Origin of the sequence: Sediminicola arcticus (genome assembly GCF_040566695.1) — a bacterium.
GTDB classification, from domain to species: domain Bacteria; phylum Bacteroidota; class Bacteroidia; order Flavobacteriales; family Flavobacteriaceae; genus Sediminicola; species Sediminicola arcticus.
Map to the genome: position 1 here is coordinate 453970 of NZ_JBEXAE010000003.1, position 20083 is coordinate 474052.

Annotated in this window: 18 protein-coding genes; 5 read left to right on the plus strand and 13 right to left on the minus strand. The window is 36.9% G+C overall.

All coding sequences use genetic code 11. From position 1 onward, the window contains the following. Nucleotides 1–12: 12 nt before the first annotated feature. From ABXZ36_RS08745 to ilvD, 5 genes are all read right to left on the minus strand, one after another. Nucleotides 13–258, minus strand: coding sequence for a hypothetical protein (locus ABXZ36_RS08745; protein WP_435602319.1), 246 nt, complete (start codon nt 256–258; stop codon nt 13–15). A 147-nt stretch (nt 259–405) separates the two neighbouring features. Then, on the minus strand, nt 406–1881 hold the full coding sequence (ilvC, locus tag ABXZ36_RS08750; RefSeq protein ID WP_354615130.1) for a ketol-acid reductoisomerase: 1476 nt from the start codon (nt 1879–1881) through the stop codon (nt 406–408). Nucleotides 1882–1932: 51 nt separating this feature from the next. Then, complete coding sequence (gene ilvN, locus ABXZ36_RS08755) at nt 1933–2466, minus strand: acetolactate synthase small subunit (protein WP_354615131.1); 534 nt, start codon at nt 2464–2466, stop codon at nt 1933–1935. A gap of 58 nt (nt 2467–2524) precedes the next feature. Continuing rightward, nucleotides 2525–4258, minus strand: coding sequence for a biosynthetic-type acetolactate synthase large subunit (gene ilvB / locus ABXZ36_RS08760; protein ID WP_354615132.1), 1734 nt, complete (start codon nt 4256–4258; stop codon nt 2525–2527). A gap of 62 nt (nt 4259–4320) precedes the next feature. Beyond that, entirely contained in the window at nt 4321–5997 is a 1677-nt protein-coding gene (ilvD, locus tag ABXZ36_RS08765; protein ID WP_354615133.1) for a dihydroxy-acid dehydratase, read from the minus strand. Between the two features lie 356 nt (nt 5998–6353). Between ilvD and ABXZ36_RS08770 the strand changes: the two genes are divergently transcribed. Together ABXZ36_RS08770 and ABXZ36_RS08775 are read left to right on the plus strand one after the other, a co-directional pair. After that, nucleotides 6354–7733: an aldehyde dehydrogenase gene (locus ABXZ36_RS08770; protein ID WP_354615134.1), complete on the plus strand. Its 1380-nt coding sequence runs from the start codon at nt 6354–6356 to the stop codon at nt 7731–7733. A gap of 9 nt (nt 7734–7742) precedes the next feature. After that, nucleotides 7743–8471 (plus strand): nitroreductase family protein, encoded by a 729-nt coding sequence (locus ABXZ36_RS08775; RefSeq protein ID WP_354615135.1) that lies wholly within the window; start codon nt 7743–7745, stop codon nt 8469–8471. Between the two features lie 4 nt (nt 8472–8475). On the opposite strand, the gene ABXZ36_RS08780 is transcribed toward ABXZ36_RS08775, so the two are convergent. Genes ABXZ36_RS08780 through ABXZ36_RS08800 form a run of 5 tightly spaced genes read right to left on the minus strand, consistent with a single transcriptional unit; the run spans nt 8476 to nt 13081 of the window. After that, nucleotides 8476–9315 carry a 5-oxoprolinase subunit C family protein gene (locus ABXZ36_RS08780; RefSeq protein ID WP_354615136.1) on the minus strand — a complete coding sequence of 280 codons (840 nt, stop codon included), beginning with the start codon at nt 9313–9315 and terminating at the stop codon, nt 8476–8478. After that, a complete protein-coding gene (gene pxpB, locus ABXZ36_RS08785) occupies nt 9308–10045 on the minus strand; it encodes a 5-oxoprolinase subunit PxpB (RefSeq protein WP_354615137.1) in 738 nt (245 codons plus the stop codon). The genes ABXZ36_RS08780 and pxpB overlap by 8 nt, the downstream gene beginning before the upstream one ends. Further along, the gene (pxpA, locus tag ABXZ36_RS08790) at nt 10042–10785 is read right to left on the minus strand and encodes a 5-oxoprolinase subunit PxpA (protein WP_354615138.1); all 744 of its coding nucleotides are present in this window, start codon (nt 10783–10785) and stop codon (nt 10042–10044) included. Before pxpA ends, pxpB begins: the two co-directional genes overlap by 4 nt. Beyond that, nucleotides 10786–11979: an Nramp family divalent metal transporter gene (locus ABXZ36_RS08795; protein WP_354615139.1), complete on the minus strand. Its 1194-nt coding sequence runs from the start codon at nt 11977–11979 to the stop codon at nt 10786–10788. Between the two features lies 1 nt (nt 11980). Next, on the minus strand, nt 11981–13081 hold the full coding sequence (locus ABXZ36_RS08800) for a DUF2891 domain-containing protein (protein WP_435602294.1): 1101 nt from the start codon (nt 13079–13081) through the stop codon (nt 11981–11983). A gap of 277 nt (nt 13082–13358) precedes the next feature. On the opposite strand from ABXZ36_RS08800, the gene ABXZ36_RS08805 reads away from it, so the two are divergent. Together ABXZ36_RS08805 and ABXZ36_RS08810 are read left to right on the plus strand one after the other, a co-directional pair. After that, nucleotides 13359–13802, plus strand: coding sequence for a hypothetical protein (locus ABXZ36_RS08805; RefSeq protein WP_354615141.1), 444 nt, complete (start codon nt 13359–13361; stop codon nt 13800–13802). A gap of 221 nt (nt 13803–14023) precedes the next feature. Next, nucleotides 14024–14365, plus strand: a complete 342-nt coding sequence (locus ABXZ36_RS08810; protein ID WP_354615142.1) for a hypothetical protein — start codon at nt 14024–14026, stop codon at nt 14363–14365. A 472-nt stretch (nt 14366–14837) separates the two neighbouring features. Here ABXZ36_RS08810 and ABXZ36_RS08815 read toward each other — a convergent pair whose 3' ends face one another. Next, on the minus strand, nt 14838–17702 hold the full coding sequence (locus ABXZ36_RS08815) for a M16 family metallopeptidase (RefSeq protein ID WP_435602296.1): 2865 nt from the start codon (nt 17700–17702) through the stop codon (nt 14838–14840). A gap of 905 nt (nt 17703–18607) precedes the next feature. Between ABXZ36_RS08815 and ABXZ36_RS08820 the strand changes: the two genes are divergently transcribed. After that, nucleotides 18608–18988, plus strand: coding sequence for a hypothetical protein (locus ABXZ36_RS08820; RefSeq protein ID WP_354615143.1), 381 nt, complete (start codon nt 18608–18610; stop codon nt 18986–18988). Between the two features lie 190 nt (nt 18989–19178). On the opposite strand, the gene ABXZ36_RS08825 is transcribed toward ABXZ36_RS08820, so the two are convergent. Continuing rightward, entirely contained in the window at nt 19179–19385 is a 207-nt protein-coding gene (locus tag ABXZ36_RS08825; protein ID WP_354615144.1) for a GDCCVxC domain-containing (seleno)protein, read from the minus strand. Beyond that, nucleotides 19385–19984 carry a mercuric transport protein MerTP gene (merTP, locus tag ABXZ36_RS08830; protein WP_354615145.1) on the minus strand — a complete coding sequence of 200 codons (600 nt, stop codon included), beginning with the start codon at nt 19982–19984 and terminating at the stop codon, nt 19385–19387. Before merTP ends, ABXZ36_RS08825 begins: the two co-directional genes overlap by 1 nt. Between the last annotated feature and the right edge of the window lie 99 nt (nt 19985–20083).

The window sequence follows — 20083 nt, forward strand, 5'->3', positions numbered from 1 at the left end:
TTTATTCAGTGTCTATATTAGGTATTGAAATAGATCTGATTTGTCATTGAGATACTCCCCAAAAAAGTTTTTTCCCTTTATTCTTGAAATAAGTGGTTCCAAGTCTTTAGGACTTTTCAATTGAATCCCCACGATAGCGGTAGTATTCTCTTTGCTCGATTTTTCAGAGTATTCAAAATGGGTCATGTCGTAAACCTGTCCTAATATTTCAGCCACAAATTGCTTTAATGTTTTGGAAGTCTTTTTTATATCTAAAATTTTGAGAAAATATAGGAAACGGGTTTACTATATTTTTAAGTTTGCCATAGCCTAGGGATATGGTTTAAATGAATCGCAGTCGGGCTTTCTTAATACATGTATTAAGTGCACCACTGCGAAACGGCGTATAAACTAATTCAACTCAACCTATACAATTCGTTTCATCGCCGTCATAGAAGCACGCAAGTGATTTCCTATTACTTCAACAGGGTGGTTTCTTAAAGTCTTGTTCACTACAATCAATTTTGCATTGTCCACTCCATTACCCTTACCTTCGCCATAATTTTTACCTATAACATCAGTATCTACTTTTTTCATAAAGTCTTTCAACAAAGGCTTACAGGCATGATCGAACAGATAGCAACCGTACTCTGCAGTATCTGAAATTACTCTGTTCATTTCAAACAACTTCTTTCTAGCAATGGTATTGGCAATTAAAGGAGTCTCATGTAAGGATTCATAATAAGCAGATTCTGCAATGATTCCGGAAGCTGTCATTGACTCAAATGCTAATTCAACCCCAGCCCTTACCATAGCTATCATTAATACACCGTGGTCATAAAAATCCTGTTCAGAAATTTTATCAGATCCAGCCGGGGTCTTTTCAAATGCCGTTTCTCCTGTGGCAGCCCTCCAAGCGTGTAAATTTTTATCATCATTAGCCCAATCCTCCATCATGGTTTTGGAAAAATGTCCGCTCATAATATCATCCATGTGCTTGTTGAACAAGGGACGCATAATATCTTTTAACTCCTCTGAAAGTTCAAAGGCTTTTATTTTTGCAGGGTTAGACAAACGGTCCATCATATTGGTGATTCCCCCGTATTTTAAACCCTCAGTTACTGTTTCCCAACCGTATTGAATCAATTTAGATGCATAGCCCTTATCTATCCCTTTCTCTACCATTTTGTCAAAGCAAAGAATAGATCCAGTTTGCAACAACCCACATAAAATGGTTTGTTCCCCCATTAAGTCGGATTTTACCTCAGCAACAAATGAAGACTCTAAAACTCCTGCCTTATGTCCACCAGTTGATACTGCATATGCCTTGGCTTGAACCAATCCTTTTCCTTCTGGATCATTGTTAGGGTGCACGGCAATAAGGGTTGGCACCCCAAAACCTCTTTTGTATTCTTCACGAACTTCAGATCCTGGGCACTTAGGTGCTACCATGATAACGGTGAGATCCTCACGAATCTGCATCCCTTCCTCTACAATATTAAAACCATGGGAATAAGATAAGGTAGCCCCCTTTTTCATTAAGGGCATTATTGAAGATACCACACTGGTATGTTGTTTATCTGGAGTAAGGTTTACCACAACATCGGCAGTAGGAACCAATTCTTCATAGGTCCCAACATTAAATCCATTTTCTTTCGCATTTTTATAGGATTGGCGTTGTTCTTTAATAGCTGCAGCCCTTAGCGTGTAGGAAATAGCCAAACCAGAGTCCCTCATGTTCAAACCTTGGTTAAGCCCTTGGGCCCCACAACCTACAATTACAATCTTCTTACCCTTTAATGCGGATACACCTTCAGAGAATTCTGCAGATTGCATGAACCTACATTTACCCAATTGAGTCAGTTGATCTCTTAAAGAAAGTGTATTAAAATAATTTGCCATTTTCTAAATTCGTTTTAATCCCTTTGTAAATAGGGGATATATATTTATTGATTATTTATTTATTGTTTGAAATTCCTCCAACAGGGCAGAGATTTGCATTTCTGCTTTGGACACCGCAATTCTTCCAGAGCGCACGAACTGCATAATACCATGAGGCTTTAACTGACTGTACATTTCGTCTACCTCTGCTCGTCTGCCAGATTTTGCCAAGACAAAAAAGTCCCTAGAAACGGTTACAATCTGAGCATTATTGTCTTTAATGATATTTTGTATATGTCGTTCATCGAACAATAACCGTGAGGCAATTTTGAATAGGGCGGATTCTTGATATATGGTTTCCTCATCGGTGTGATAAAAGGCCTTAATTACTTCGATCTGCTTTTCAATCTGCCCTACAATTTTACGAACCCACTCCTGAGTTGTATAAACCACAATTGTAAATTTTGAAATACCTTCAATTTCTGATTTTGAAACGTTTAAACTTTCTATATTAATATGTCTCTTCAAAAATATTCCAGATATTCTATTCAATAAACCAACATTGTTTTCTGAATATACTGATATGGTGAACCATTCTTTTTCCATATGCTATTTCTTAATCCTTCAAATAAACTACCTACTTTAATTTAATTGATCCCCTGCTCTATTTCAGTCTGATATCTGAAACCGAGGCTCCTGTTGGAATCATAGGAAATACATTATCCTCCTGTTCCACTTTTACCTCTAAAAAAAAGGCGTCTTTTGATGCTATCATTTCTGCAACAACAGCGGCAAGATCTTTGCGTTCTGTTACTCTTTTTGCCTTGATATCGTATCCCTCTGCAATCTTTACAAAATCTGGGTTGGTCATTACGGTAGATGCATATCTCTTTTCAAAAAACAACTCCTGCCATTGGCGTACCATACCCAAATGTTCATTGTTCAAAACCACTATTTTAACAGGGGTCTTGTTCTGAAATATGGTACCCAATTCCTGAATTGTCATTTGATATCCTCCATCCCCGATTATTGCAACCACTTCTCTATCCATAGCGCCCATTTTGGCACCTATTGCAGCTGGTAATGCAAATCCCATTGTACCAAGTCCTCCGGAAGTAATATTACTCTTTGATTGATTGAATTTTGCGTATCTACACGCAATCATTTGGTGCTGTCCCACATCAGATACAATAACCGCCTTATGTTTAGAAGCAATATTGATCTGTTCAATAACTTCACCCATGGTTAACCCAGTCTTTGTGGGATGGATATCTTTATTGATAACTGTATCAAATTCTATTTGATACAGTTTCTTGAATTCCTGATGCCAAGATTCATGTGTGTTTTTCTTGATCAAGGGCAGTAAAAGCACTAGACTATCTCTTGCATTGCCCAATACCCCTACATCTGCCTTTACATTCTTATTTATTTCCGATGGATCAATCTCAAAGTGAATAACTTTGGCCTGTTTTGCATAGGTCTCTAAATTTCCCGTGACCCTATCATCAAAACGCATTCCAATGGCTATTAGCAAATCACATTCATTTGTCAACACATTGGGGCCATAATTACCATGCATTCCTACCATTCCCACGTTTAGTGGATGGTCTGTATCCATTGCAGAAAGTCCTAAAATGGTCCATGCTGCAGGAATACCTGATTTTTCAACCAATGCCTTTAATTGCTCCTCCGCTTCGCCTAAAATGACGCCTTGGCCAAATATGATATAAGGCTTTTTAGCTTCATTGATCAATTTAGAGGCAGCTTCTATAGCCTTCATATCTGGTTTTGGAAAAGGATTGTAGCTCCTTACTGCTTTACAAGGTTCATAACTGAAATCAAATTCCTCGAACTGGGCATTTTTTGTAATATCTATGAGCACTGGCCCTGGACGCCCCGATTTTGCGATATAAAAAGCTTTTGCTAATATTTCTGGGATTTCAGAAGCCTCGGTCACTTGATAATTCCATTTGGTCACTGGGGTAGAAATCCCAATTATGTCGGTTTCCTGAAAAGCATCGGATCCCAATAAATGTCGGGCTACCTGACCTGTAATACAAACCATGGGAGTAGAATCTATCTGTGCATCTGCCAAACCAGTCACTAAATTTGTGGCTCCAGGACCTGATGTTGCTATAGCCACCCCAACTTTTCCAGATACTCTTGCATATCCTTGTGCGGCATGGGTTGCCCCCTGCTCGTGGCGTGTAAGTATATGAGTCAATTTATCTTGAAACTTATATAATTCATCGTACACGGGCATTATGGCCCCACCTGGATAACCATAAATCAAATCCACACCTTCCGCCAGCAAACAATGAATTATGGCCTCAGCTCCGCTTATCTTAATGGTAGCCTTCTTCTGTGCCGGCATCTTTTTCTCTTTTACTGTTTCCATAGGCTTATACCCATCCCTCTTTTCTACTGAAGTGTTAAGGGAAATTTTAATTAAACACTAGTTTAAAATTCATCGGTAACACAACCTTGGGAGGCAGAAGAAACCGTTTTTGCGTATTTATACAAACTACCTTTACTTACTTTTAAGGATGGTTGTTTCCATTTTGCCTTTCTAGCTTTAATTTCATCATCCGATAGATCTACGCTAATACTGTTCTTTTCTGCATCAATGGTAATGATATCACCATCTTTTAAAAGTCCTATTGTTCCTCCGTCTTGAGCTTCCGGTGAAACGTGCCCCACAACAAATCCATGGGTCCCTCCAGAAAATCTTCCATCTGTGATCAATGCCACATCCTTTCCAAGACCAACTCCCATAATCGCTGCTGTTGGTTTTAACATCTCTGGCATACCAGGTCCACCTTTTGGGCCTTCGTAACGTATTACTACCACTTCACCTTTACTTACCTCACCGTTCCTAATTCCATCATTGGCCAAAAATTCACCATCGTATACCTTAGCAGGTCCGGAAAAATACAACCCTTCCTTTCCTGTTATTTTGGCAACGGACCCCTCTTCCGCAAGGTTACCGTATAATATCCTAATATGTCCAGTTGGTTTTATGGGATTATCCAATGGTCTTATAACGTCTTGTCCTTCAGATAAGCTTGGTACTTCGGCTAGATTTTCTGCTATAGTTTTTCCAGTAACCGTTAAGCAATCGCCATGAAGCATTCCGTTTTCTAGCATAAATTTCATTACCGCAGGAATTCCACCTACGCGGTGAACATCTTCCATCAAATACTTGCCACTTGGCTTCAAATCAGCCAAAAATGGGGTAGTATCACTAATTTTTTGAAAATCATCCAACATAAAAACGATATCTGCAGCCTTGGCGATAGCTAAAAAGTGTAGTACAGCATTAGTTGATCCACCTAGTACGGTTACCAAACGAATGGCATTTTCAAAAGATTTTCTGGTTATAATATCACTAGGCTTGATGTCCTTTTCCAATAAATTCTGTAACGCCTTCCCTGAATTGATACAATCATCTTTCTTTTCAGTTCCTGTAGCTGGATTGGATGAGTTGTAGGGCATGGCCATGCCCAAAGCTTCAATGGCCGAGGCCATGGTATTTGCAGTATACATACCCCCACAAGCTCCTGCTCCAGGGCAGGCATTATGGATAACGCTTTTATAATCTTCTTCATTCATGGTTCCTGCCACCTTCTCCCCCCATGCTTCAAATGCAGAAACCACGTCTAACTTCTTGCCATTAAGACAGCCTGAAGCTATGGTGCCCCCATAGACTAATATAGATGGTCTATCTAGCCTTATCATGGCCATTAAGGCTCCAGGCATATTTTTATCACAACCCACAACAGTTACCAAACCATCATAATTCATGGCCTGAACTACTGTTTCCATAGAATCTGCAATAATATCCCTTGAAGGCAATGAATAACGCATACCATAGGTTCCCATGGAAATACCATCACTTACTCCAATAGTGTTGAATATTAAACCAACAGCACCTCCAGCATTTACACCCTCTTTAACATGTTTGGATAAATCATTTAAATGCATGTTACAAGGATTGCCTTCATAGCCGGTGCTTCCAATTCCTATAAGTGGTTTTTTTAGGTCATCATCGGTAAGACCAATAGCGTGTAGCATGGCCTGGGCAGCTGGTTGGGTAGGATCTTGAGTTACGTTCTTACTGTATTTGTTGAGCTCCATTAAATTTTTTATTGCTATTCTTAATTTTTCAGATAAATCTTCTACTATTCAAAGATAAATGTTTCATATACCACCAAATTTTTACAAAGCTCCACGGTTCAAATTCAATAACGGTATAAAGCATCTATACTATTGATAGCCAGTATTTTGAACACCCAACTTGTATCATATCCAACAATTATATTAATACGCAAACATCTCTTAATGTATTCAATTAAGGCTCAATAATAGGGTAGAAAGCATAAAAACTTGTAAAAGGTAATTTCTGAATTCCTTCAAATTGAATTTTTTGATTAGCTTGTACTGCTATTTCCTTCTACTCGAAATAAAGCCCTATATTTTTATTACTTTTTGATATGAACACGACCATTTCTGAAACCATCCAAGGACAGCGCAATTTTTTTTTGACACAAGAAACCAAAGACCTAGCGTTTAGAAAAAAGGCATTAGAAAAGCTCCGAAAGGAAATCATTGCTCGTGAGGATGCCATTTGCGATGCTATTTATGCCGATTTTAAGAAACCTCATTTTGAGACTTTGGCTACCGAAACACAGTTTGTGTTAGCGGAATTAAATTTGGTATTAAAAAAACTATCTTCCTGGGCACGACCGAAAAGTGTCTCCTCTTCATGGCTGAATTTCCCTTCTACTGACAAAATATATAAAGAGCCTTTCGGCACCATCCTGATCATTGCACCTTGGAATTATCCATTCCAACTGGCCCTTTTACCTCTGGTAGCAGCGGTTGCTGCAGGAAATACCGTGGTGGTTAAGCCTTCTGAAGCAACTCCGAACACCTCGAAAATAATTAAGAGTATCCTAGACGCTGTATTCCCCATAGAACATGTGGCGGTAATTGAAGGGGGCGTTAAGGAATCACAAGAACTCTTGAAAGAGAGATGGGATTATATATTTTTTACGGGAAGCACAAGGGTAGGACAAATTGTTTATGAAAGCGCAGCCAAACATCTGACTCCGGTCACATTAGAACTAGGAGGAAAAAATCCTTGCATTGTAGATGAGAGCAGTTCATTAGACCTTGCAGCAAAAAGAATATGTTGGGGCAAATTTTTAAACGCTGGACAAACGTGTATTGCTCCTGATTATATTTTAGTCCATAAATCAAAAAAAGAAGATTTTACAGCCACTTTAATTAAAATGATCAAAGTATCGTACGGAGAAGATATAAAAAAGTCAACAGATTATGCGCGAACAGTGAGTAATAGCCATTTCAATAATTTGAAGGATATGCTTATAGGAGAGGACATCCTCTTTGGGGGCGAAACCGATCCGGAAGATAATTATATATCGCCCACCTTAGTGAATGATCCCCAATTAGATAGTAAATTAATGCAAGGTGAAATCTTTGGGCCTATACTGCCCATTCTTTCCTATGAAAGTGAAGATGATATCCATAAGGTTGTTCAAAGATACGGTAAACCCTTAGCTACCTATGTTTTTTCGAACAACAAAGCCTTTCAAAATAGAATTATACAAAAATATAGTTTTGGTGGAGGTGCAATTAATGATACCGTTATACAAGTAGCTAATAAGAAATTGCCTTTTGGGGGTGTTGGAGCAAGTGGCATTGGTGCTTACCATGGAAAAATTAGCTTCGACCTTTTCTCTCACCATAAACCTATTGTAAATAGGGCTACCTGGTTAGATGTCCCTTTTAGATATCCTCCCTACTCATTGCCTATCAAATTTGCAAAAAAGTTGAAAACTCTACTTTAAAACCAAACAATGGAAAAATCAGTTACCGAAGCAATCAATTATAGGCGTTCTGTACGTATTTTTAATGATACTGTTGAATTGGATGATGACAAGGTTGTACAATGCATTAAAAATGCAACGCTCGCCCCCACTAGCAGTAATCTACAATTATGGGAATTTTACCATATAACTTCTAAAGAGGTGCGTTTGGAAATGACTAAAGCATGTTTAGACCAAAATGCAGCTAAAACAGCCAAACAAATAGTCGTGGTAGTGGCCAGAAGAGATCTTTGGAGTGAGAGGGCGAAGGCAAACCTAGATTTTTTAAATAAAAGTTTTGGAAACAAAAAAAAGGAAGACCTCACCAAAAGGGAAAAATTTGCCTTAAACTACTACTCCAAATTAATTCCTAGTCTTTATACAGAATTTTTAGGCATTTTAGGTGCTGTTAGGTACGTAATTTTTAATAGTATAGGGCTTTTTAAACCCATGTACAAACAGGTCCGAAATTCTGACATGAGAATTGTAGCCCATAAAAGTGCTGGTTTGGCAGCACAAAACTTTATGTTGAGTATGGCCGCAATTGGATATGACACATGTCCTATGGAAGGAAGCGACACCAACATGGTAAAAAGAATGTTAGGACTACCTTATGGAGCTGAAATCACAATGGTTATTGGATGTGGGGTAAGGGATGAAAATGGCATCTATGGCCCCAGATTTAGGGTGCCGTTTGAAGAAGTCTACAAAAAGGTGTAATTTTCTATATCAATTTAAAAGAAAGATGATCCCCATATCGCTTTTGGGAAAGAATGGAAATCGCCTTTTCGGAAAGTTGGAAAATACGGGGGTATCCCCCGGTGGTCTGACCGTCTTTCATTAAAATGATCAATTTCCCTGAAGGGGTCAGTTGAATTGTTCCTGGAAGCGTCGCCGAGGTTAACATGGAAATGGAATGGATATCAATGGCTTCATTGAGCTGATATGCCATTCGGTTATTTTCCTTGGCTACTGTAAATTCCCCACTGAACAAAACTTCTAGTTGCTGGTCTGTCAATAATCTATATTCTGGACCCTCAAAAACCTCCAAAACTGTTTCTTTTAATAACGTATGTGGTTTAAGTTCTTGTATTTTAGGGTCAAAACTTTTACACTCTTCATAGGGTATTTCATCATAATCCTTAATTCTTGAAGAAATGGTCAAGGGTTTGTAATAGGATCTACTTCCTAAAACAAGCGGAGGTTTAAAACCACCTTTGATTGCAAGATATGCCCTCCATCCATGTTCTAATTTTCCAAAAGAAAGTTTATCCCCAGCAAAAACCTTATGAACTTTGAAATGTTTTATAGGCTTTTCGTTTAAGCTCACGGAGAGTTCAGCACCTCCTACTGTGATATAGGTATCTAACTCAAATTCTAGGGTTGGGCCTGTCATGGTAATTTCCAAAACCGCTGCCTTTTTATCATTTTCCAACAACATGTTGAGCATGGCATAGGTAAAAGAGTCCATTACCCCACTAACGGGCACCCCTTTATTTCTGTAATTGAACCTTCCCAAATCTTGTACCGTAGTAAAAAACCCAGACTTTATAAACTTAAGCATCCATCTTAGTTTTTTTCAATTTATAAATCCCCACTTCTCCCTGTAATTTAAGTAGGTCGAACTCTCCCTTGGTAATGGCATAAAACTTAATCTTATCCCCAACATTTACAAAACAAGGATTTTCATTGTCCTTATTAAATAATGGAACTGGACAATTCCCGATAATATTCCATCCTCCTGGAGATTCTTGTGGATAAATTCCTGTTTGTTGTCCGGCTAGTCCTACAGAACCTTTTTCAACGTTTAGCCTAGGGGTTTCTCTCCTAACGATTTCTAGGGATGGAGGTAATCCGCCCAAGTACATAAAACCTGGTAGAAAACCGATACCATAAACGGTATATGTATGTTTTGTATGCAGGGAAACTACTTCTGATGGTGTCATGGTCAGTTTTTCGCCCACCTCCTTTATATCAGCGGCAAAATTCCCTTCATAACACACTGGCAGTTCCCATAGGTATTTCTCTACATGATGATCTCCTAATTTTTGGGAATACCATTCTTTCAGTTCTTTGCTGAATGACTTATAATCGATTTTTCCTGCCCGATGAATTAGGGCCAAAGAGTTGTAGGCAGGGACCATTTCCCATTCCTTTTCATTCAAATGGTTCTCCTTTAAATGCTTAGTGAAATGAAGGATATCGTTCAAGATCTGTTCTTCAACTTTATTGGGCCATTCTACGAGTACAGCAAAATCCCCAAAAGGACGAATGGAAATTGTATAAGAGTTCACGATATTAAATAGATCTGTTGTTTGGGCAATTCATTTGAAAGATACATTAATATTTGTAATGCCGAAGGGGTATCTCCATGAATACAATAGGTTTTCGCATCCATCTTTTGCTCTGTCCCATTTAAGGTGTTTACTACCTTATTCTTCACCATAGTAGTGATATGATTTAAGACTTCAACGGGATTGTGGATAACGGCTTTTGGAGTACTTCTAGATACCAAAGTGAGGTCTGAATTATAGTTTCGGTCCCCAAAAGCTTCCACCAATACTTTAAAACCACGCTTTAAGCCTTCCTCCTCCAAAACAGATCCATATGGTGCATAAATATGTGACCCTTCCTTAAACTGCTTTACAGCATCCAAAAAAACGATGGCCAAAGCCCTGTCCTTGGCAATATCATTGTACAATGCTCCGTGCGCTTTTATATGATGTAGAGCTATCCCTTCGGTTTGCAAAATAGAAACCAAGGCAGATACCTGCTCCCCAATAGAACTTTTCAATAGTTCAATGGGCATTGATAGAGATACCCGTCCAAAATTTTTTTTATCTGGATAAGAAGGATGTGCCCCAATTTTCACTTGTTCCTTTTTAGCCAAAACAACTACTCTTTTCATGGACTCTTTATCACCTGCATGACCACCGCAAGCAATATTACAGGAGGAAATATAAGGAAACAAACTTTCTTCATTTCCTATGCCTTCACCAACGTCACAATTGATGTCTATATAGTTTTTTTCCATCTAAAAAAGTCCAATTACCTTTAAAATACTCTTCATTCCCAGCACTATCACCAATAAAATTATAAAAATAGCCAATACATTTTGTAACCTTGAATTTTTATAGGAACCCATGAGAGCTACTTTATTGGCCACCCACAATAAAAAAATGGCTATGACGGGTAATAGAATACCGTTGGTTACCTGTGCGAATTGAATAATTTCTAATGGAGTAATTCCAAATGTCAATGAAAGGACGCCTAAAACTATAATAGCCATCCACACCAATTTAAATTTTAGATCTTTCAGACCTGCTTTCCACCCAAAACAACTGTTTACGACATAGGCAGCAGCCAGGGGAGCCGTTATTGCAGAAGTGATTCCTGCAGCGAATAACCCTATTCCCATAAAATACCGGGCCCCATTACCATACAATGGTTCAAGACCTTTGGCTAAATCCAACACCGAAGAGACATCCCCTTTAGGAATGGTGGTAGCTGCAATGATAATAGCCATGGAAACAAAGCCTCCCAAGGTAATGGATATGAAAGTATCCTTTCTAGCAGCTTTTAAATCTTCCTTAGATTTCCATTTTTCACTAACCAGAGAAGCATGTAAAAACAAATTATAAGGAACTACGGTTGTCCCCACCAATGCTATTAAGGTAAAAATGCTGTTTTCTGGCATAGATGGAACCAACATACCCTTCAATACTTCCAGAATATTGGGTTTAGTGATGATAGCAGTCAGTAAAAAAGAAAGGCTCATAATAATCACTAAGGTGACCAATACTTTTTCCAATATTTTATAATTTCCAAAATACAATAAACAAAACGCTATGGCTCCTACAATAAATGGATAATAGGCAATGTATCCACTACCAAAAATAGCTTCGAGGCCCAAGGTGGCCCCGCCTATGTTCCCCCCTTCGTAAGCCGTATTTCCAATGACAATAGCCCCTAGGATTATCCCAATTACCAAATTACGGAACAATGGAATTTGGATTTGTTCTTTAATGACATCTGCAAGGCCTTTCTGGGTAATAATGCCCAACCTTGCCGACATTTCCTGAAGTACAATGGTCGCAACTATAGAAAGCAGCATTGCCCATAACAAGGAGAAACCAAACTGCACCCCAGCCAAAGTGCAAGCAGTGACTGTCCCTGGACCTATAAATGCCGCTGCCACTAATACTCCAGGACCAATATTTTTAAACATATTACTTGGTTTTATTTAAAGAATAGAGAGCAAAGGTGCCCAACCAATGTGTGCTTTCATAATTATTGTCAACTATATTCGGAAGAGAATAATTGATGTGGGCATTGGCTATATTCTTTAAATGACCGTATTCTGGCAGGGTTTCAGCGATTCCATATAAACACCAAGCTCTACTAAAATTAAGCCCGTCAAGATGTACCAGCTTACCATCGGTTCTATCGGCTACTTTACCTGGTTCCAATTTAAAACTAGGATCTCCCAATTGTGGCATAAAAGCATCCAACCATTTCTTGAAAGCCTCCTTGGCATATACTTTACGAACAAGGTTAATTTCCTCCAAGCAAGGAGAAAGAAAATCAAACCCGCTTGGTTCCCACTCTATAGGGCAACCCTGATCATTGGTATAAAATCGGTCTACGCCGTCTTTAATCGACTGCATTAACAAAACATCATTTATAGCAACTGCATAATCCCAAGCCAAGGAGAGTCCAAAAGCTGTATTGGAATGTTCCCCTACCCTACTAGGATAAATTAATTTTGGCAAGAACGATTCATAGGAGGCAACAATAAATCTTGTTAGGGGCTCTAGATTATATTCCAATTCTTTCGCCATGGGGTCGTCCCAAGTATGTAATTCTTGAGCTAGCTTTAATATCCAGGCCCATCCATAGGTGCGTTCAAAAGAAATATTTCCTGCCATTTCAAAATAGGCCATTTCTTGTGCAATATTTTCACCTGATAATGATTCTGTAAGTGTTTCACGAATCAAAGCTGCCTTACCCAAGTCAGGAAATTGCTTTAGCAATGAGACCAAGGACCAATGCCCGTGAACAGACGAATGCCAATCAAAACAACCATAAAATGAAGGATGTAAGGCTTTTGGATTTTTTAAATGAGTAGAGTCGTTTAAGGTTTGTCCTAGTTTGTTAGGATACTCAACCTGCAGACAGTTTAAAGGTAATTCTGCCAGCCTATTTGCCTCAGACAAGGTTAAAAAAGGGGCTTTAGAAATAGGTAGCTCTTGATTTTTTGGTTTCGGCTTCTCTTTACAATTGAGGAATAATGTTAGAAGAACTAAGCATAGAGTAAATTTACACTTCATGGGGAACATATTATTTATATAAAAATTAAAAGTACATATAATGAACCTAAAATTCACAAATAAGTGAATTTCCGTATAATGAGGAGATTTCTAGTTATTTTTCATTTCAAATTACTGCTAATCAAATTGGTCTTAAACCCGTGCCTAACGTATTAAAACGATCATAAACAATGTAGTTCGTCTAAAATTTTGCAGTTCATCTAAAAGTTGACAATTCCAGATAATATTCCTAAAAAATTACGGTTATACTAATCCCGAACCTTAATTGACCTATTTAATGACCTGCTTACAGTGTAAAAAAGAACTAAGTTATATTGACCATAAAAATTCCATGGACATCTTAGGAGTTGAACTTTGTGATAAGCACTTTGTTCAATTAAGAAAATTAATCCATAAAAATAATACCCCTGTTGAAGCCGTACAATTGTATTACGGTCTTAAAAATGCAGGAGTTCATCCTATGTTAGAATGGTGGGATGGAAAAAAATCTGTAGATATAGCTATCTCTAGGGTAAAACTCAATATAGAAATAGACACAGAATACAGTATGATTACTCATGAACAGGCCATTAATGATTTAGAAGAGGCTATGCATTCTTTTAAAAATGGATTTACAACCATTAGAATTCCACACGTTGTTATAAAATATTACTTAAAAGAAACAGTAAACAACATTTTGGGTATTATGGAAGGATTAAAAGCGAACATCAAGGTAATATGAAATAACCTATAAAACCAATAATTATGGAGAACAATAAAAAAATTCTGAGTATTCCATTAAGAGTTTCTATGTTCTTTATTCTAGTAGGATTTTTATTTAAAATCCTACATTGGCCACTAGAATCAACCTTACTAACATTAGCTTTTATAAGTATCTTGGTACTCTATGTGATACAATTTCAGAAAAAGCAAAAATAAATATTTTTAGCCTATAATAAATTAATGTTGATTTCTTTCTGGTCCATCAATGGCCTTATCCAGATATTTCATCTCCCTATCGCACTTTATACCCAAGGGATACTTGTGATCTCCTTGGTTATTTGGTTCATTCTGGAAGGAACAGCCTATTTTTCCGAAAAGAATATAAACAGGAAGTTAAACACAGGCCTAATCATTTGGAACCTAATTATGGCACTAGGCAGTATTGCTATAATGACGGGAGGATTCTTTATGCTTTTGGAATGGGATTATGCCCTTCCGCTTCTAACACTAGTCGTATTTTTGATTACCGTATACATCTTTAAGGATATTTTTGCGCAAGAATTGAGGGAAGAAAAATCATAATTACACCTAAAGTTGATCACGTGTTTTTATGTTCTTTCATTTCGGATATTCTATTTTTTATTTTATCAACAGATATTTCAGAACATAATAACTCAACCTAAGTTTTGAGGTCTAAAAAGTGTATCTTAATAGATCTGATTTTCTAAAATATGAACTTCCCACTTTAAACCCAGTTTCAATACCTTTAAACATTCTATACTTTTTTCTCCAGAAGTATCACCTCCATAAAAAATAAAAAAATATTCTAAAATGTAACCACTTAACGAATATTTCGACTTTTTGTAGCGTAGGAATATTCTGCATTTTTTAAGAACGTTTTCCTCATAAAGCATTCTTATGAAAAAAAGATCTACTATATCCATTCTATTTTACGCCTTTTGTATCTTTTCTATTCTATGGTCTGCTTTTATTATTTTTGGCTGTTAATGAGAGTAACTACTTTAGAAATAAATACTTGAAGAGTTTAATAAAATTACATTTTTATTTTTATGGGCTTTAATTCCTTTCCATCCTTATCAACAAGCATCACCTCATCAAATCCCATCTTTTCGAATTGTTCAAATTGGGTGGCGGCGTCACCAACAACCAAATAGGCCATTTTTGACTCATCTAAGAATTTATTTGCCAACTCTTTGTGCTGTTCCAAAGTCATTCCTTTAACAATTTGTTCTTCTCCTTCAATATAATTTTTAGGCAAATTATAATTACTCATTTCTTGTAACATTCCTAAAAGGGAGTACTGGGTTTCGAAACGTCTGGCATTGGATTTAATTAAGGCATTTTTGGTAAATTCCAAGTCCTCAGCCGATATTCCTTTTTTATAATTAGCGATCTCGTTTTTAAAAATCTGAACCGATTCCCCTGTGGTATTAGTCCGCACACTAGAAGATGCAGTAAATGTTCCAGGTACTTTACCCCCGTCAAAGCCTGAACGCGCGCCGTAGGTATACCCTTTTTCCTCTCGTAGTATAAGGTTTACATTCCCAGAAAAGGACCCCCCGAGTTTGTAATTCATTACCTCCGCAGGGTAGTATTCCTTATCTGTTCTTGGTAAGGCCAAATACCCAATATTAATTACAGACTGCTTAGCATTAGGTATATCTACAAAGTAAAGGGATGCCTTATCCCTTTTATTTGGTAAGGGATATTCTGGGATACTTACCTTTTTGGCTGCCCATTTTCCCTCCAAATCTTTAAGGTTTTCTAATACTGTAGCTTTGTCTATTTTTCCCACAACATTAAACTTACTTATAGATGGTGAAAAGTTTTGGCTGTAAAAGGCCTTTAAATCGGCTATGCTAATTGCTTCTACGGAAGCTTCTGTGCCACTTATGGGGTAACTAAAGATATGATCCTCCCCATATAACAATTTATCGTACACCTTTTCTGCAACGGCATTAGGATCTGCCTCATCCCTTTTTATGCTATTGATTGTTTTCGTTTTAATTCTTGCAAATTCTTCCTTATCCCAACGAGGTTCCAATATTATCTCCTCTATGAGCTTCAATGTTTTATCAAAATTACGAGTTAGGGTATTTCCTCGTATTACGATAGATTCCTTGGTAGTGTACATATTGATAGACGCTCCAAGTAACTCTATCTCCTCTTCTAATTGCTCTGGAGTTTTAGTGGCTGTGCCCTCCATCATTATATCGGTCATTAAATTGGCCACTCCATTTTTATTTTTATCATCTAATAGATGGCCGCCCTCAATAACAAGACTAAAGTTTACAGTAGGTATTTCATTTTGTTCTATACCATAAACATCTATCCCATTACTTAATTCTGAGGTCCAAGTTATTGGAATGGACAAAGCAGGAGAAGTCCCTTGATTGGGCTCCACAGCACGATTGAAATTTGAAGGAGTCCTTACTATTTCTTCTTTACTGTCCTCTATTACTTTTGCTACATTTTCTTTTATCTCTTCCTCTACAACGGAAGCCTTCAAAGAGTTATCTGCCACTAATTCCATTTTTCCTTTGGGCACAAAACTGGTCATAACAAAGGGTTTGTCCTTGATATACATATTGTACACACGGAGCACATCTTCTTTGGAAACCTTTTTAATGTTTTCAATATCCTGTTCAATAAACCCCGGATCTCCGGCAAAAACATTGTATTGTGCCAATTGGAACCCTTTTCCTAAGATACTACTAATGCCATTGTAAAATTGAGTCTCCAATCCCGCCTTAATACGCTCAATATCTCTATCTGAAACACCTTCTTTTTCAAAAAGCGCGAAAGCCTCAAAAATCCCGGCTTCTACTTCCTTTAGGCTTTTGTCATTATTGGCCGTGATGATAATTTGAAATTCCCCCGCCAATTCTTGTGCACTATTATAGGCAGTTGTCTGTGATGTCAAATCTTTTTCCTTGACCAAGACCTTATACAAAGGCGCCTTTTTTCCATTACCCAAAATTTCCCCCAAGAAATCAAGGGCATAGGCGTCCTCCGTGTATTGTTCAGGTGTTGGCCAGACCATAGTTAATTGTGGCGTTTTAGCAAAATTGTCTTCATGGTAAAAACGCTTGGTCTCAGAAAGTGTTACAGGCTGCGGAGCCATAGGCACAACCTCCTGACGGCGCTTAATCTCCCCAAAGTATTTTTCGATCAAAGCTTTTGCTTCTGCTGTTTCAAAATCACCAGACAATACCAAGGTGGCATTATTGGGACCATAAAAACGATCGTAAAATTCTTTTACGTCCTCAACGGTTGCATTTTGAAGATCAGCCAATTCACCAATAACTTGCCAATTATAGGGATGTCCTTCTGGATACAAATTTTTATCTACTACCCAGCTTGTATGACCGTAGGGATTATTATCAACCCGCTGTCTCTTCTCGTTCTGTACAACTTCCTGTTGGTTGTTAAAGGCTGATTCCGTGACGGTATTAATCAAATATCCCATTCGATCACTCTCTAACCACATGATCATTTCCATGGCATTTTTTGGGACTACTTCGTAATATACAGTACCGTCTTTCCAAGTTCCCCCGTTTAGGGTGCCGCCGGCATCCTGTATTTTTTTAAAGAACTGGTCCTGACCTACGTTCTCCGATTCTTGGAATAACATATGTTCAAACAAATGGGCAAATCCTGTTCGTCCCGTTTTTTCTCTGTTGGAGCCTACACCATATTGGATGGCCAGTGAAACAATTGGGTCACTTTTGTCCTGGTGAAGGACTACATCTAGCCCATTATCCAATTCGTATTTTTCAAAATCGATGGAAAGCTTAGCTGTTTCTTCAACTTTTTTTTCGGTCTTACAAGAAGTCAAGACCAAAGTCATGCTAAAAAACGCCAATAAAATAGATTTTAGATTCATTGTTGGTTTCATAAGATGATTTTTATTTTAGGAATTCATAAATATACAATTGTGGATTTGAAAATAGACATAATTCTCTGTTAAATAGAAAAAGCCCTAAAATCTAGAAATTTATTTTTAACCGCCATGGTTGTAGCCAACCTAAGTATCCGTTTTGTGAAGGCATTCAATGTAGTGGTCTTCTTTATAATTGTTCTTTAGTTATACCAAAAGATATGTTATCTTATTGCTTTTCAATAAGATAAGTTATAAATAATGCTGTCAAGGTCTTGTGCTTAGGATATTATATTGGAATTTTACAGAATAACTTAATAGAACAAAAGGTACGTAGTGGAGTATACGAAATATGACAACAGAAAATAAAACAATTACAAATGGATTTCTTATTTCTAGTTTAATGAGCTCAGTAGTTTTAATCTTTTGAAGACTATTTACGAATTCTACAATTCCTGAATTTGAGCCAAACGAAATGTCCAATATAGGTTTATTAAAGTGTTTTGTTTGGGGTTAAGCATGTATCTTTTGCTAAAAATTATCAAATAGTAAAATTCACATTAACAGATTGGTATACTAATAACCTTTTAAGATAATTAAAGCTACTTACTAACAAGGCTACAATTTTAAAATGTTTCATTATTGTTCCCGTATCAATAGCATAAAATTTATCCTAAAATTAGGCCGATACAATGCTAAATATTATCGATTGAATCATTTATGAAAATGATTCAATTAATTTTAAAAAATATTGAACCAATAAAACCATAAAAGGCCAACACCTTGTATATTTATGGACTGTAGCGTGTTTAAAAAGTAATACCCGAATTCTACTGAATTTCCATTCAGTTTTGATATCTAGGTGTCTTACTCAAATACCTATATACCAACACCTTAGTGATAATTTATCTAATACGCATTTGATGGAACTAGACTATATAGAAAATATAAATGAATTTGGAGAAAACGTTGTTAGATTATACAACTTTGATAAAAGTCAAGTTATTAAATTTAGAGACTTAATAAAGGAGACAATTGTAAATAAAAATCAAAAACTAGACCTCTCTAAAGTTGATTTCATTGAAATTCGAAATTGTAATTTAATTCTTGGACTCTTTAAAACAGATGAAGGAATACTTAGTAGTGATAACAAAACTTTTTTTTGTGCTTTAACACTAGAAGGTTATACTACTATGTTGAAACTTTTAGAACCCTTTTGTGAGAAAGAAACTAAAGGGTATCAGTATTTATATGACATTGATAATCCTACTGACTTTTTATTTTCTCCAGCGGGTACATGGTAAGCAGCTACATTATAAACAACAATATGCGTAATAAAAATGATTACGCAAACTGACGCTCCATACTGCAAAATATTGGCCCTATTATACAAGGGAAATAATGAAAATGTAATTAACGTTTAGTAACTTAAGTGAAGCGTCCCGGAGAGACCTATGATTTCAATTACATTGTTGTACCCCGTTTTTTTTCCTTTTAACAACAAGTCTTATTTTCTTGAATTGGTGGACAAGGAACTGTTCCATACGAACAGTACACGCAACAATCGCCCTGGTTTGGTTTCAAGATTTTTTTACAGTTTTCGCACTCATAAAAAAACTGGCAAGCATCTGTTGGCATATTTTCTATTTTTTTATGTCCACAGTTTGAACACTTAATTTCTGATTTTAATAGAATTTCCATTAATTGTCTGTTTTACTAGTCACTTTGTAACCTGTTGATTTAATTGCTTTCTCAATTTCCGTTTCATTGGTTTTGGTTCCGTCAAATTCAATAATTGCGTTCCCATTTTCGTATGACGCTTTTGAGTTTACTATTCCGCTAAGTTTATTTACTTCGTGATTGACATGTTCTTCGCAACTCGCACAAGTCATTCCGCTTATTTTAAATTCAGTTTTTTTAAGGTCCGATTTGTCAACTACAATTATTTGCGTTTGTATACTCGGGTAAAAGACTCCCGAATAGTACGGAAAACCCAACATAATAATTGCAAATGCTGATACAATTACTAAAAACGTTTTTGATTGTATAAATTTTGGTTTTTCGTCCGATACACATGCGCAGTTCATTTCTTTTTGCGGTTTTAGTTTTTGATGCCAAGCAAATCCAAGCGTCAAAATAGTCAGTACTATTAAATATGGCCTAAATGGTTCAATCCAAGAGAATCTTGAAGCCATTCCGCTTGTACCCACAATAAGAGCTAAAACAGGTGTTATGCAACATAGAGAAGCCGTAATTGCAGTTAGAATACCGGCTCCGATTAATCTGTTTTCACTTCTCATATCTTGCTGAAATTTTGTTCGTATATAGTATCTCAAAAAATGAATTCAGTAACCGTGAATATTCTGCACTTCATGAGTAAAAAATAGTTTGAGCCTCCC